Source organism: Chryseobacterium daecheongense, from assembly GCA_027920525.1.
GTDB classification, from domain to species: Bacteria; Bacteroidota; Bacteroidia; order Flavobacteriales; family Weeksellaceae; genus Chryseobacterium; species Chryseobacterium proteolyticum.
Window position 1 is genome coordinate 3,428,451 of the sequence record CP115858.1, and the last position, 15,329, is coordinate 3,443,779.

The window sequence follows — 15,329 nt, forward strand, 5'->3', positions numbered from 1 at the left end:
GTTGTTAGTAAATTGTTATGATTAAAAGTTTATCGTTTTGTAATATTTCTGCTGAAGACCCTGCCGTCTTTTAATGTAAAGTGTAAAACATATACACCCCATTCGTAATTGGACATATTGATCTTTAGCTGCTTATTTAATCCCGGAGTATTCTGTTGCTGGAATTTCCAGTGAACCGTACTGTGCTGGTAAAGAGAAACGGATTCTATGAGTCCGTCTACTTCATCGGTCCAGTCTATAGTAAGGAAATCATTCACAGGAACAGGATACAATCTGATCTGTTTCCAGAATGCTTTTTCATCCAGAACCGGTTGTTGCTTGATCTCAGCAATGGTCTTTACCTCTTCAACTTTAGGTTTTTCTTCGGTCTTAGCCAAATTTTTTAAGTCTTCAGGTGCTTTTTTACCACTCACATCTGTCCCTCTGTATCTCTGGTTTCCGGCTTCGTCATACTTGAAGTAGACTTCGGTTTGTGAGAATCCGAAAACACCAATCAACAAAGAAAATAAGGAAAGTAATTTTCTTTTCATTTTGTAATTATTTTTGTGTTGAAAGCAGCTCTTGAACCTTCTGTTCAAGTTTTTCAATCTTTGCAGATTGGATTTTTAAAACTTCATTTTCATCCTGAAGCAGCTTTAGTTGTATTGCCTGATGCTTTATTTGTTTATTCTGTTCAATTGAATAAAGAGTTAGTTCTTCTATCTTTTCAAGAAGTTTGGAATTCATCTCAGCAACGTTAATCCCGTTTTCAAGTACCTCCTTAGCCGTTGGAATGTTAGGCAAATGTCCTTTTTCATGAATATGTTTTTCAACATCCTCTAAAGATCTCAGTGGGTATTCTTTTTTAAACACATAATCTGCCCATACATTAGCTTTTACTTCAACTTCTTTAGCCTTAATTTTACCATCAAATCTGGCAATAGCATTGTTGAAGAATTTTACCCAAGTTCCGTTATAAGCGTCTTGAATACCGAAATACGTGGAGCCATCATTACCATCATTAGGCTGAGCAATAATGATATTGTGGCTTTGCCCCAGGTTTCTAAGAACGGTATCTCCAATTTGCCCGCCCCAACAGCCCGAGCACCCTGATTTTCCAATCTGGAAAGAGCCTAATGAATTTGCAATTTCAAAAGCAGGATTGTCTTCCTTATAGATTCTGAAATAAGCTTCACCGCTTCCTCCGGGATCATTAATTCCTACTTTTACTACTCCATTTGGAAGAATACTCATTACTTTTGTATTATTCGTTTTAAAAACCAGAGGTTGATTGTCTGTAGTTCCAATGAAATTACTAGACGGATTAGTCCCTGAGTTTCCAGTAAGATTCCAAGATTGGGCAAAAGCCATAGAGGATACGGCTATCAATAGCGGTACAAGTTTAGTCTTCATAAGTTGTTAATTTTTATTAAATTGTAAAACGTGATATAATTTATATTGATTGAAATTATTTTTTAAATGAGTTTTGAAAAACTCTTTAAAAGTAGAATAAACAATATTTTTCTCATTCAAAGATGTAATCATTTGAATTATCATACAAATAAATACTATATAGATTCATAAATTTATATTCATGTTATGCTCTTATAATGATTTAATAGGATGGATTCAGTATTAAAAAGAAGTTTCGGATGGAATCGTAAAAAAAGCCGAAGGAGAATTCTATTTTCTTTTCCTGACTAATCTGGTTAATATATATCTAAAATTAACTTTATTTGATAACGTAAAATACTTTATTATAAATCAGATTAAAACTAATAAAAAAACCGGTACAGAAATTTCTGTACCGGTTTAGCTATTTATTGACTTTTTTCATTACAAAATTTATATATTTTATTTCCGGAAAATTTAATCAATATAGTGTCATTTTGAGGCCTCCGATATTCAATCCTTTTAAGATACACCTTGTCATCTTCTGCAGATTGTGGGATTTTTCCAAATCTATAGGATTCAATTTCAACAGGTTCTAACAATTTATTTTTAAAAGAAACATAAATAGAATAAATGTTCTCTCTGTTGTAAATGGTATGGACTCCAATTTCAACATAATTTTTCTTACTTTGTGATTCTAAAACCTCAAAATAATTTTTATCTTTCTTGAGATTATCCAGGCTTTTATAGCTCTCAAAATTTGTAGATACACAGCTTGTTGTAAAAAAAAGTATCGTTAAAAGGAAAATTTTCTTAATACCCATACATTTTATTTCTATAATGTTGATAAATTGATTCTGCTTGGCTCTCGTTAGTTCCTATAATTTCATAAGGATTACCCTTCATAAATAACTGTTCCCATATTCCTCTAGCTTGAAAATTACCCCAACCTTGTCTCTGAACCTGGAAGATATGACCAAATTCGTGCCCAAAAGTAGCGGGACTTGTAAAGGTACCTGAAGAACCAAAAGTGGCTACATTATTTCCCCATGTCACCTCTCTTCGATAATTTTCAATGGGTTGTCCTTTTCCTTCCTTATCTAATAGTCGGGCAATGTATGGCTGTGCTAATTGGTATAATCCACCACTTCTCCAGTTTACATTTTCATAACCTACGCCACTTCCTTTTGAAATTTCTTTAACATACTGCAATTGTTCATCAGAAGGTTTATAAGTTGCACCAAATGTCATGATCATAAAGCTAGATTGTGCAGCTCCATTTATTGCCCCGTTCTCAAATCCGCCTTTTACCCCTAACCATACATTTTCACCTCTGAATAAAGCTGAGAACCCTCCGGATATAGATCCTGTGATTCCATACCTTAAAGAGCTATGTAAGATTTCACCCACTGCATTTTTGGTCCATCCTAACAATCCCTTTCCACTAACACCATTCCATCCAGGTAATTGAGTACCAACAAAAGCTCCGATAACAGAAGCACCAATAGTAGCTACATCTATTTTGCCATCTTGTAAAAACATTGTCGCCATGTTTGAAAGAAGATCCCATGTTCCGGAATTAAGCATGAAACTGCTTGTACTAAATAAGGCTGCACCGAGCCCATTTAATCCACCGGATATTGCGCCAGCAATAGCTCCTCCAATTATTGCTCTTCCAAAACCACTCCAGCTCCAATTTCCTGTAATTAGTCCTTTTATAGAATATGCTGCAGCTGCTACACCTGCACCAACTATTGCTCCATAGGCTGCTCCTATAGCAACTTTGATAAGTATAGGAACTAAAAATTGTAAAAATTCTCCACTTGGGTCATTAAACATTAAAGGATTATTTAATACATAACCATATTTATTATAATTTTGAGTATTATAAGGATCTTGTATGTTTTCGTCTGCATTTAAGAATCTCCTCAATAAAGGATCATACAATCTTCCATTCATATGAATGATTCCTACTTCAGCAAAATGTTCGTGGCTGGTGTAGCCTCTTTCTACTAATAACGAAGTATTGTTAATAACATTTTTATCTGTAATTATTGCTCCACTTCCAATTTGAAGATGAGTGAAGTTACCCCAAGCATCAAAATGTCTTTGTTCTACTTTATTTCCTGCTTCATCACTTATAGCCAGAACACTTCCTAGGTAATCTTTATGTAAGAATTTATATGAGCCATTTGATTCATTATAATTTTTTAAATAAACAAAATTGCTTTCATAAGGAGTTCCTCCAATGTAAAGTACGTGCTTTTCTTTTCCGGTTGTATTATCTACTACTATTTCAAAGCTTCCATCTTCGCTATAAAATTTAGTGAAATTACCATTACCATTCGAACCAAAATTACCACCGTATGTAACTCTTTGTCTCATGCTTGTTAAGCCATACTGAAAAGCGACATCTCCTTTTTCCCCATCAATGAATACAGGATCGTTATTTTCATTATAAACAACTGTTTGAATCAGATCATTGTTATAATTCTGACTGCCCGCTGCATTTAATGTCATTCCAGTAGGTTGATAAATTTTAGCGGAATTTTCATATTTAATGGTTCCTATCTGATCATTTTCTACAATTCTACCTTTAATATCATAAGTATTTCTATTAGTAGATGGTTTGACACCAGTTACAGGATTGGTCCAATTTACTAATCGGTTATTGTCATCGTAATCAAATGATTCTACAATGTTAAAATCACCTCCGGTAGTTCTGCTTTTTAGCTCGTTTTTCACGGCATCAAAAGAATAGGAAAGTTGTAAAATACCCGATTTAACCTGTGAAGAATGATTTACATTTGTTAAAAAACCATTATTATCATATGTATTAACAATATTCGATTCTCCAAGTTTTGATTGTAAAACCTGTCCTTTTGCGTTTACCGCTTGAAGCTGCCAAAGGATTTTTCCTGAATTTTTATCTTTTACCTGATATAGTTCTCCGTTCCAGTCACTGTAAACATTTTCTATATTTACTTTTGTCATTGTCCCAGAAGAAAACAAACTTTTTTCATAAGATATTACTCTCGACTTATCGTCGTATGTAATTCCTTTATTTATATAGTATTTTCCATTACTGCTTTCCGACGAAGAGATCAATCTTCCTTGTGGATCATATAATAGATTTGAGCTATAGGCTTTTCCATTGGATGTTCCACCTTTAGATATAACTCTTCCTTTGTCATCATAGGTAAAAGTAATTAGTTTATTGGTCGACTGGCCTGCATCTAAAGTTGAAATTTCCTTTTGAGAAATAATTTGACCAAGATTATTGTACGAATATTCTTTGGTCCCTTTCGGACTTATCATTTTTTTGATTTGTCCAAACCCGTCATATTCGTATTTATAGATTCCGTTCGAAGGATCGTTATATTCAGATTTCCTCCCCCATACATCGTATTTAGTTTTTACAATATTTTGTCCATATATTGCTTGTACCTGTTCTTTAGCTGCATTATATATGAAATTGATAGTACCTCCTTTATCTGTTGTAGATATTACATTTCCTAAGGGATCTGTAGTTTTAGTAGTTGTTCTACCGTAGCCATTAAGCTCTTTTACCGTTGTAATGTTTCCAGAAATAGTAGTTTCGATTTGTCTACCATTGAAGGTTGTTACCGTTGTTTTTGCTGGGAAAACGGTGTCATCATATTGTATACTGTTCCATTTGTCAGCAAATGATTGTCCTTCAATATAGGGTTCACTTTCTCTGGTTTTTCTACCAATAAGATCAAACCAATATTCTGTAGATATGATTTTATTCTGGTTGAATATTTTAACTGAATTTTGATAATTTTCGTTGAGCTGATTTCTGTACGAAATATTTTGATTCCCATCTGGATAATAGGTCGTTATCTTTCGGTTTTGAGTATTATTAATATGCTGATACTGGTAGGTAGTAGTACCTTGAAGATTGTTTTTAGATTTAACAATTTTTCCCCAATAGTCATAATTATTAGTGGTTGTATTACCTAAAGGATCGGTTTCGGTTAATACCTGCCCCCAATCATTATAGGTAATATGGGTATCTAGACCAAAGTTATCTGTTTTTTTTATGATAAATCTTCCAGTAGGATCATATTGAGCTTTCGTGTTTTGGATTTGAGAATCTACACTATTGGTAACCGTTTTTTCAATAATGTTTCCAAATCCATTATAATTATAGGTTTCCGTAATATAGCCAGTATTATCTCTATTCCATTTTCTCAAAGTTTTTAAAAGATTGGAGTCATAGGTATACTCTTCCTTATTAGTAATTACACTATTATATGAAGAAACATTATTGCTTAATATCTTAGATGCCGGACGACCAATGTAATAATCTTTTCCTACACCATTAGGATTATGAGTATAGGTCATTTCAGAATTGGTTATTGCAAATCCATTATTAATATTGGTAACAGAATTATTTGGCAGATAATATTCGCCATATGAAGTATTTTCTGTGATAAGATTATTTGTCAAGAAATTTTTCGATTTCGTAACATTGGGTAGAATTGCCGTGACAATTTTCGGTTTATCAGAGTCGGCTATAGTTGTTACTAATTGTCCATTTAATAATTTGTCAATTTTATATGATGTAGATTTGAAACTAAGTAGCTGAGTGTTGTTTTCCGAAATATCCGCAGGAAAAATTTTTGTCTCATCATTAGTTCTTATAGACCATTCTTTAATAGGAAGACCTTCGTTTTGAGGATCTGTCTCAATTCCTGACCAAACTTTAGTATTTTCATATCCATTGGTGTACCAAGTTGATCTTGCTATTTGATTATACCCAGTGATACCTTTACCTTGTAGATGCCCAGTCATTCCTCTATAACGGAAATCTTGAGTTCGTCCGATCTTCTCTAATTGGGAGACTACAAATGTTTGATCAACTCTTTCTAGTGAAAAATATGGATAAAACTCCTTTTTAGTTTTTCTGTAAAAATTAGGATTGACATCAGGAACAGCTTCTAGATATTTTACGTAAGTGATAACGTTGGCATCTTGAGTAATTACCTTAACTCTTGCAAGTTCTGAAATAGGAGTCTGAGGTCTAATTTTCATTAAGACGTCTTCCCTGAATATAAATACGTCATAATAATTGTTATTCGATTTTAAAGGAACGGTAACGGGAATATATAAACTTGTATTATAAATGTTTTGTACCCATCCTTGTGTACTGTTATATTCAAGTGATGATGCAAAGCCTGGAGAACCATCCATCATATTTCCATTGGACATTTTCGATGTCATCGTAAAGCCAAAATTTCTCCAGCCGTTAGATTGCATATTAACATCACTATACGAAAATACTTGTATAATATCTGATTTTCCGTCCTTATTAAGATCCCCAACACTTAGAAAATACTCTTTTAAATATCGGCCATCAGAGCTTGAATTTCTTTTTTTATAGCCTAAAAAATTTTGTTTAAAATAATTATTAAAACTTTTTCCTGTTCCGATATAAAATCTCCAATCCTCTAAGCCTGTGCTTTTAATACCTGTAGGTATTGCAAAATCAATTTTTCCATCACCATTATAATCTCCATATAGAACAGGAAACTCGTTGTCTTTAGTCTCAACTAAATTATCTGTAAATTTAATTTTTTTAAGATATTGATTAGGAGCTGTTTTTATGAATTCAAAAACTGTATATGCATTATTGGATACATTAATGATATCTATTTTTCCATCTCCATCAATGTCAATATATTTTTGATTGGTATATGAACTTTCGTTAACTCCTGTTTCAAGAGTATAGGAGGAAATAGGATTATTGGAATTTTTTAGATCCACAATGTAGTTTCCGATAAAATCAGTATTGCAAATGGTTTCTACACATTTGATTGGTCCAATTATCCCATTTTTAGAAGTAGGATCAGAGTTAACTGAAGGATCAATACAGTCTGGATTAGTTATTGTAATACATCTGCGTGCATTGAGTGTAAGAAAGATATCAGATATCCCATCCCCATCTACATCACCTTCACTTAAATTAGCTTGTAGTGTGCATTTTTCATCGCCTACATTTGTGCAATTTGCCAAATCATATACTTGTTTTTCAAATGTTTTTACAAAGGCGTTGTTTTTAAAAATGTAACCTGTAATTTTTCCATCTTCATATTGTACAATACCATTTCCATTGTGGACCTGGCCTTCCTCGTCAAGTAAAGTATTAACAATGAGTGCTGTGGAATTGAATGTTTTATTAGGAGTTACAGTGACAAAACTATCGTTAAAGGCACTTAATCTTATATTGCCATTATTGAATATGAAATCTACATAAGAATCTCCATTTAAATCCCCAGTAAATTTTATATTATTATAATCAGCATTCGAGTAATCAGCATTCGCGATTGCCGGTCCTGTTGGTGCAGGATATTCAAATTTTATTGGATTTGCCGGTTGATTATTTGCATTGTATTCTGTAATCTTATTAATAAATTGGTAGTTTGTACCGTTCTTAAAATAATCAAATACATATTTTTTGAATTGGTTCCCTTTTGATTTTACAAGTATATCTTTTAGTAATTTACTTTGAACATACATGGTTCCAGGCCCATTTATATAAGCTCCCTCGACAAAATCTCTGTCTATATAATTGAAGACAATTTCGTTAATAGGGGTTGTATTTAAATCTTGATTTCCTCCCCAGGTAATAGATGTAACAACTGCAACATTTTCAGATTGTGCATAATTATATGTAATATAATTTCCTTGAGAATCTTTCCACTTTACAATATTAAATTCCATCCGATTCGTAGAATCGTTTGTTCCTCCGTACCATGCTTGGGAACCATCCTCAAACGTTACTTCCCAAGATTGAGGTTGTTTCCAGTTTGCGATGTTTCCAATTGATTTAATTTTTACATTAGAGTATTTTTCAGTAACATACTCAGCTCCGTCCTTACCATACTCTCCTGATTTTAGAATGAGTCTTTGCCCATTAAAACTGTAATAATCTGAATAATCTAGTTGGACACCACTGGAAATACCATCTTTTTCGATGTTTTTTCCAACTCTTGAAATGGCGGTTAATCCGGATAGGGTCCAGCCATAGCCGGCAATTCCATTTCCTGAATTACTTAAATATACCAGACTTATGTTTGGCGATACATTTTTTATCCCTGGCGGTAAAGCAATTGGTAGTGTAAATTGCAGTTGACCACCATTAGTAACGTCTATATTTCCTTTGGTATCATCGTATTTAAGAGTTGATGAGTCAATTGTCCCATAAGGATTATTAGCTCCTGCTTGGGAATCTGTAGGTCCCCCACCTGGATTTTCAGTAGAAGGCCCGATCTTTGCCACAAAAGGATTTGAAGTGCCGGAGGAGGCCTTAAACCCTTGAGCCAAGACAACGGTTTGCGGATCCTGTACTGTTCTTGATGTACTTTCCTGCTGATAGAGTATGGTCTGGGAATAGCCCAAAACCGAGCAGAGGGAAAGTACCAATGATGAAAGAATCTTCATATTTTCTTGGTTGTTAGTAAATTGTTGTGATTAAAAGTTTATCGTTTTGTAATATTTTTGCTAAAGACCCTGCCGTCTTTTAATGTAAAGTGTAAAACATATACACCCCATTCGTAATTGGACATGTTAATTTTTAGCTGCTTATTTAATCCCGGAGTATTCTGTTGTTGGAATTTCCAGTGAACCGTACTGTGCTGGTAAAGAGAAACGGATTCTATGAGTCCGTCTACTTCATCGGTCCAGTCTATAGTAAGGAAATCATTCACAGGAACAGGATACAGCCTGATCTGTTTCCAGAATGCTTTTTCATCCAGAACCGGTTGTTGCTTGATCTCAGCGATGGTCTTTACCTCTTCAGCTTTAGGTTTTTCTTCGGTCTTAGCCAAATTTTTTAAGTCTTCAGGTGCTTTTTTACCACTCACATCTGTCCCTCTGTATCTTTGGTTTCCGGCTTCGTCATACTTGAAGTAGACTTCGGTTTGTGAGAATCCGAAAACACCAATCAACAAAGAAAATAAGGAAAGTAATTTTCTTTTCATAGTTTACTTATTTTGTTTTTTCTGAAAGAAGCAACAACAATTGTTTTTCAAGCTTTTCAATCTTATCGGATTGTTGTTTCAATGTTTTGTTCTGCTCAATAGAATATAATGTTAACTCTTCAATTTTTTCAAGCAGCTTAGCATCCATTTCTCCCAGGTTGATTCCATTTTTTTCTACTTCTCCGGCAGAAGGGATGTTTGGTAAATGTCCTTTTTCTGAAATGTGTTTTTCAACATCTTCCAATGATCTCAATTTGTAATCCTTTTTAAATACATAATCAGCCCATCCGTTGGTTGCAGGGTTTTCCACTTTTATTTGCTCAGCCTTTATTCCTTTTCTTACATAAAAAATGAAGTTAGGGTCGCTATCATACTGATCTGTTCCTACGGTCACTTTTCCGGTATTGAAAACCACAAGGCTGCTGGGGTGTACTGAATCTGTAAATTTTATCCTGGTGATTCCGGATGAATTAGGAGTTGAAGTGTCAGAGTTAGGATCAACTGCATTGTCATTAGGCATATGGAATTCCAGATTATGACTTCCCAAAGTTCTGATCACTGCATCTGATGCAACAGACCAACGTGAAGCACAGCCGTTACAAAGAACTGTTGCAAGCTCTAATTTGGCTCCGTTAACGGTTCCTGCAGCAGCAGAGTTTCCGATAGCAATACCATTGGCATAAGGTCCGTTAAATACCTTAAGTCTTTCCATGTTATTTGTTTTGATAACAAGTTCCTGGTCATCAATGGTGCCGATGAAATTAGATGGAGGAGTAGTTCCTGAGTTTCCTGTAAGATTCCAGGATTGGGCAAAAGCCATAGAAGATACGGCTATAAATAGCGGTACAAGTGTCGTTTTCATGAATTGTTAATTTTTGTTAAATTTTAAAACGCGAATATAATTTATATTTGTTTAAATTCTACTGATTTAATATTTTTTTTAATATATTAAATATTGAAGAATTATTTCCTGTTCAAAGATGTGATCATTTGAATAATTGTACAAATAAATACTATATAGATTCATAAATTTATATAGTACTATACTAGTTTGTTAAAAAAATGCGCTAATGGAGTATGGTTAATTTTATTTAATATTTTTTTAATAAAAAAATTCTACCTTTGTCCAAATGAACTTCTTAAGATTGATTTTAGCGCTTTATTTTATGGCATTGTCTGTAATGCCATGTGAAGATGTGCATAAACAATCGGGTTCTTCCAGGACTGACTTCTCATTAAGCGTTGAACAGTCTCATTCAAAGGATCAGGGAGATATCTGTTCTCCTTTATGTGTTTGCAATTGTTGTCAGATAACGGTTGCGGCTTTTAAAATGGAACCTCAGATAAGTATTCCAAGACAAGAACAGGCCTACTTTTCCAAAAAGATTCTTTTCCACAAAAATAACTTTGCCTATCAGGTTTACGAAAACATCTGGCAGCCTCCTAAAATTTAATTTTATTGATTTAGGGAAAGCACAGCTTTCCAACCTTACGTGAAACTTTGCAATTCTATTGCATGGATCTTCATGATATTTTTGCACTTGACATTTTAAAATGTCTGTGCATATAATTTCAATAAAATAAATCTTTTTTGTGTTAGATAAAATTATAAAATTCAGTATTAAGAATAAGTTCATTATTGGTTTAATGACTTTACTGTGGATTATCTGGGGAGTCTGGAGTGCTACCAGATTACCCATTGATGCGGTACCTGATATTACGAACAATCAGGTTCAAATTATTACAGTATGTCCTACGTTAGCGGGACAGGAGGTAGAGCAATTGGTTACTTTTCCAATTGAACAGAGTATAGCAAATGTTCCAGGCATTGAAGATATGAGAAGTGTATCAAGGTTTGGACTTTCTGTGATTACAGTTGTTTTTAAAGAAGATGTTGATGTTTATTTTGCGCGACAGCTTATTAGTGAGCAACTTAAACAAGCCGTTGAAGAGATTCCCAAAGGAGTGGGCGTTCCGGAACTTGCTCCGGTAAGTACGGGATTAGGAGAAATATATCAATATATTCTGCATCCGAAAAAAGGAAGCGAAAAAAAATACAGTGCTAAAGATCTTCGGACCATGCAGGACTGGATTGTTCGAAGACAGCTTAACGGAACTCCTGGTGTTGCAGAAATCAACAGTTTTGGAGGTGAGTTGAAACAATATGAAGTTGGTATTAATCCCAATAGACTAAAAGCGATGGGAGTAAGTATTTCCGATATTTTTACTGCTTTAGAAAAAAATAATCAGAATACCGGAGGTGCTTACATTGACAAAAAACCGAATGCCTATTTTATCCGCGGGGTCGGAATGGTCACTTCGTTAGAAGATATTCGGAACATAGCAGTAAAAAATGAAACAGGAAGTATTCCTATATACATAAAAGATGTCGCAGATGTTCGTTTTGGAAGTGCTGTGCGATATGGAGCGATGACCTATAACGGAAAAGTAGATGCCGTGGGTGGAGTTGTAATGATGCTGAAAGGAGCGAATAGTAATGAAGTGGTGAACAATGTGAAAGCTAAAATCCCTACTATTCAAAAATCTCTTCCTGACGACGTAGTCATTGAGCCTTTCATTGATAGGACTGATCTCGTGGGAAGAGCAATGAAAACAGTGGAGAAAAATCTGGTAGAGGGTGCATTAATTGTAATTTTCGTACTTGTTGTTTTTCTTGGAAATCTTCGGGCCGGGCTTATTGTTGCGTCAGCAATTCCTCTATCCTTATTATTTGCTTTAGGGATGATGAACGTGTTTGGGGTTAGTGCCAACCTGATGAGTCTGGGGGCAATAGATTTTGGACTTATTGTAGATGGAGCCGTTATTATTGTAGAGGCAACATTGCATTTATTACATAATAAAAACAGCGGGAAGCTTACGCAGATCCAGATGGATAAGGAAGTAGGAACGGCAGCGTCCAAAATGATGAATAGTGCCATTTTTGGACAAATTATTATTCTGATCGTTTATATTCCAATACTTTCTTTAGCTGGAGTAGAAGGTAAAATGTTTACCCCAATGGCAAAAACAGTAGGATTTGCAATTATTGGAGCTACCATTTTATCCATTACTTATATTCCAATGGTAAGCTCGTTGTTCCTTTCTAAAAATGTTAGTCATAAAAAGACACTCAGTGACAAAATTATGGACTTTCTTCAAGGTATTTATCAGCCTTTGTTGCAAAAAGCCATTCGATTGAAGCTCGTAATTGTCACTATAACGATTTCAATTTTTGTGATTTCAATTTTCATATTCAAAAATATGGGAGGGGAGTTTATCCCGCAATTGCAGGAAGGAGATTATGCATTTCAATGTATCCTACCTCAGCAAAGCTCATTGAGTCAAAGTTTGGAAACATCCATGCAGGCATCAAGGATCATCAAGTCATTTGATGAGGTAAAAATGGTTGTAGGGAAAACCGGATCAGCCGAAGTACCTACCGACCCGATGCCACCAGAGGCTTCAGATATCATTGTGGTGCTAAAACCACAGAGCGAGTGGAAAACAAAAAAATCATATGCGGAACTGGGAGATGAGATCAGTAAAAAACTGGAAGCGATTCCCGGGGTATATTTTGAAAGAAACCAGCCGATCCAAATGCGTTTTAATGAATTAATGACCGGGATCAGACAGGATGTAGCGGTTAAAATTTTCGGGGAGAATCTGGATTCCCTGGCCATTTATGCAGAGAAAGTTGGAAAAGCAATACAATCGGTAAACGGAGCTAATGCTCCTCAAATTGAAAAAGTGGGTGGACTTCCACAGATCAATGTTACTTATGACAGAACAAGAATGGCTAATTACGGAATCAATATTGAAGATGTAAATAATGCCTTAAGTACCGCGTTTGCAGGAAAAAGTACCGGTCAGGTTTTTGAGAATGAGAGACGTTTTGATCTGGTTGTTCGCTTGGATAGTCTTAACAGGACTAATATTGATGATGTTGATAACCTGATGATCAATACTAAAACAGGAGAACAGATCCCGCTTTCACAGGTCGCAGATGTCAAATACAAAATGGGGCCCGCACAAATCAGCCGCGAACAGGCAAAACGTAGAATTGTTGTAGGCTTTAATGTTAAAGGACGTGATGTACAGAGTGTGGTTCAGGATATTCAGAAGAAGCTTGACAAAGACGTTAAGCTACCTGCAGGATATTATTATACTTACGGTGGGCAATTTGAAAACCTTCAGGAGGCTAGCCAGCGTCTTATGATTGCGGTACCTATATCGCTGTTATTGATATTTTTATTATTGTATTTCACTTTCAACTCTTTAAAACAGGCAGCATTGATTTTTACAGCCATTCCAATGAGTGCTATTGGTGGGATCTTTGCCCTTCTTGTAAGAGGGATGCCTTTCAGTATCAGTGCCGGAATTGGATTTATTGCCTTATTCGGAGTAGCGGTTCTTAATGGAATTGTATTGATAGGAACCTTCAATGAATTAGAAAAAGAAGGCGAAAAAGATATCTTTAAAAGAGTGATGGAGGGGACTAAAACAAGGCTTCGACCGGTATTAATGACTGCAACGGTAGCATCGTTAGGATTTTTACCGATGGCAATTTCCACGGGCGCAGGAGCTGAGGTTCAGAAACCATTGGCAACCGTTGTGATCGGTGGATTAATCAGTGCTACTTTTCTTACTTTATTTGTGTTACCAATGCTGTATATTATTTTCAATACAAAACTTCGAATTAAGAAGATGAAAATGAAACCATTTACACCGGTGATTATTCTTGGATTTATAATGTTGGGTCAATTCGCCAGCGCTCAATCCAGAACATTGACTGTAGAACAGGCGGTAGAGCAGGCCGTGGCGAACAATCCCGGACTGAAATCCAAAGACCTGGGCATTGAGGCTGCAAAGGCTTTAAAACCTACGGCTAAAGAATTACCAAAAATGAATTTTAATGCACAGCTCGGACAGTATAATAGTCCTACTTTTGACCAATCTTTTGCAATTTCACAAAGTATTCCTTTTCCGACTATATTCAAGGCCAGAAAAGAATTAATTGCGGAAACTATAAAAGGTAAACAGATAGAGAAGGAAATTTCTATGAATGAGCTTGTTAAACAGGTTCGCTCCTATTATTATCAGATTGAATATCTGCAATACAATAAAGCGCAATTAAAGAATCTGGACAGCCTGTATCGCGATTTCATTCGTATAGCCACCGTAAGGTTCAAGGCTGGGGACATAAAAAAGATTGAGATCAGTACTGCTGAAACCCAACAAGGAGAAATCAACCTTTTGCTCAATCAAAATCAGGTATTTTTAAATAACGCATATAAAAATTTAAAGACACTTTTAAATATTTCTGAGGACATTGAGGTTCCGTTTAACGGAAATTATGAGCCGCTTAAATCCGGAAATATTCTGGACAGCAAAGAGGTTGATAATAACCCTACAATTAAAGCATTTTATCAGGAAATGGAAATTGCTGAAAGAAACAAAAATGTAGAAAAAGCGCAGGGACTTCCGGAATTCAGTTTAGGATATACCAACCAGTCTTTAACAGGATCTTATCCAGTAAACGGACGGGAAGTATTTTATAACTCAGGCAACCGGTTTAGCTTTGTAAATGTAGGAATAGCAATTCCTCTAACTTTCGGAGCGACAAAGGCGAGAATAAAATCTTTGGAATTTCAGAAGCAGGTTGCGGAAACCAATGCTATGTATCAGAAGAATCAGCTTTCCACTCAATTGCAAAATGCATTAACCCAATATCAACAGGATACGCAGCAATATAATTACTATGTGGGGCAAGCGATTCCTAATGCTGAGAAAATTGTAAAAGCTGCTCAGTTAGGATATAGAACAGGTGAAATTACTTATGTAGAGTATCTTTTCGCCTTGCAGACTGCGACAAATATTCAATTAAAATACCTGGAATCCATCCAGCAGGTGAACCAATCTGTTGTAACGATTAATTCAATAATTAATAAATAA

Annotated in this window: 8 protein-coding genes; 2 read left to right on the forward strand and 6 right to left on the reverse strand. The window is 35.0% G+C overall.

The genetic code is table 11. From position 1 onward, the window contains the following. Positions 1 to 29 precede the first annotated feature (29 nt). The 6 genes from PFY10_15200 to PFY10_15225 all read right to left on the reverse strand — a co-directional run bounded on the left by PFY10_15200 (position 30) and on the right by PFY10_15225 (position 10,239). Positions 30 to 530, reverse strand: coding sequence for a hypothetical protein (locus PFY10_15200; protein WBV55575.1), 501 nt, complete (start codon positions 528 to 530; stop codon positions 30 to 32). A 7-nt stretch (positions 531 to 537) separates the two neighbouring features. After that, a complete protein-coding gene (locus PFY10_15205; protein ID WBV55576.1) occupies positions 538 to 1,392 on the reverse strand; it encodes a cell wall anchor protein in 855 nt (284 codons plus the stop codon). Positions 1,393 to 1,799: 407 nt separating this feature from the next. Then, complete coding sequence (locus PFY10_15210) at positions 1,800 to 2,195, reverse strand: hypothetical protein (GenBank protein ID WBV55577.1); 396 nt, start codon at positions 2,193 to 2,195, stop codon at positions 1,800 to 1,802. Further along, positions 2,185 to 8,838: a SpvB/TcaC N-terminal domain-containing protein gene (locus tag PFY10_15215; GenBank protein ID WBV55578.1), complete on the reverse strand. Its 6,654-nt coding sequence runs from the start codon at positions 8,836 to 8,838 to the stop codon at positions 2,185 to 2,187. The genes PFY10_15210 and PFY10_15215 overlap by 11 nt, the downstream gene beginning before the upstream one ends. A 38-nt stretch (positions 8,839 to 8,876) precedes the next feature. Continuing rightward, positions 8,877 to 9,377, reverse strand: coding sequence for a hypothetical protein (locus PFY10_15220; protein WBV55579.1), 501 nt, complete (start codon positions 9,375 to 9,377; stop codon positions 8,877 to 8,879). A gap of 7 nt (positions 9,378 to 9,384) precedes the next feature. Then, entirely contained in the window at positions 9,385 to 10,239 is an 855-nt protein-coding gene (locus tag PFY10_15225; GenBank protein ID WBV55580.1) for a cell wall anchor protein, read from the reverse strand. Positions 10,240 to 10,507: 268 nt separating this feature from the next. Here PFY10_15225 and PFY10_15230 point away from each other — a divergent pair, with 268 nt between their 5' ends. Together PFY10_15230 and PFY10_15235 are read left to right on the forward strand one after the other, a co-directional pair. Then, on the forward strand, positions 10,508 to 10,831 hold the full coding sequence (locus tag PFY10_15230; GenBank protein WBV55581.1) for a hypothetical protein: 324 nt from the start codon (positions 10,508 to 10,510) through the stop codon (positions 10,829 to 10,831). 139 nt (positions 10,832 to 10,970) lie between these two features. Beyond that, positions 10,971 to 15,329 (forward strand): CusA/CzcA family heavy metal efflux RND transporter, encoded by a 4,359-nt coding sequence (locus PFY10_15235; GenBank protein ID WBV55582.1) that lies wholly within the window; start codon positions 10,971 to 10,973, stop codon positions 15,327 to 15,329.

Bases quoted from the DNA above. Each gene is read 5' to 3' on its own strand.
- PFY10_15200 (WBV55575.1), bottom strand. From the start codon at position 530: ATGAAAAGAAAATTACTTTCCTTATTTTCTTTGTTGATTGGTGTTTTC.
- PFY10_15205 (WBV55576.1), bottom strand. From the start codon at position 1,392: ATGAAGACTAAACTTGTACCGCTATTGATAGCCGTATCCTCTATGGCT.
- PFY10_15210 (WBV55577.1), bottom strand. From the start codon at position 2,195: ATGGGTATTAAGAAAATTTTCCTTTTAACGATACTTTTTTTTACAACA.
- PFY10_15215 (WBV55578.1), bottom strand. From the start codon at position 8,838: ATGAAGATTCTTTCATCATTGGTACTTTCCCTCTGCTCGGTTTTGGGC.
- PFY10_15220 (WBV55579.1), bottom strand. From the start codon at position 9,377: ATGAAAAGAAAATTACTTTCCTTATTTTCTTTGTTGATTGGTGTTTTC.
- PFY10_15225 (WBV55580.1), bottom strand. From the start codon at position 10,239: ATGAAAACGACACTTGTACCGCTATTTATAGCCGTATCTTCTATGGCT.
- PFY10_15230 (WBV55581.1), top strand. From the start codon at position 10,508: ATGAACTTCTTAAGATTGATTTTAGCGCTTTATTTTATGGCATTGTCT.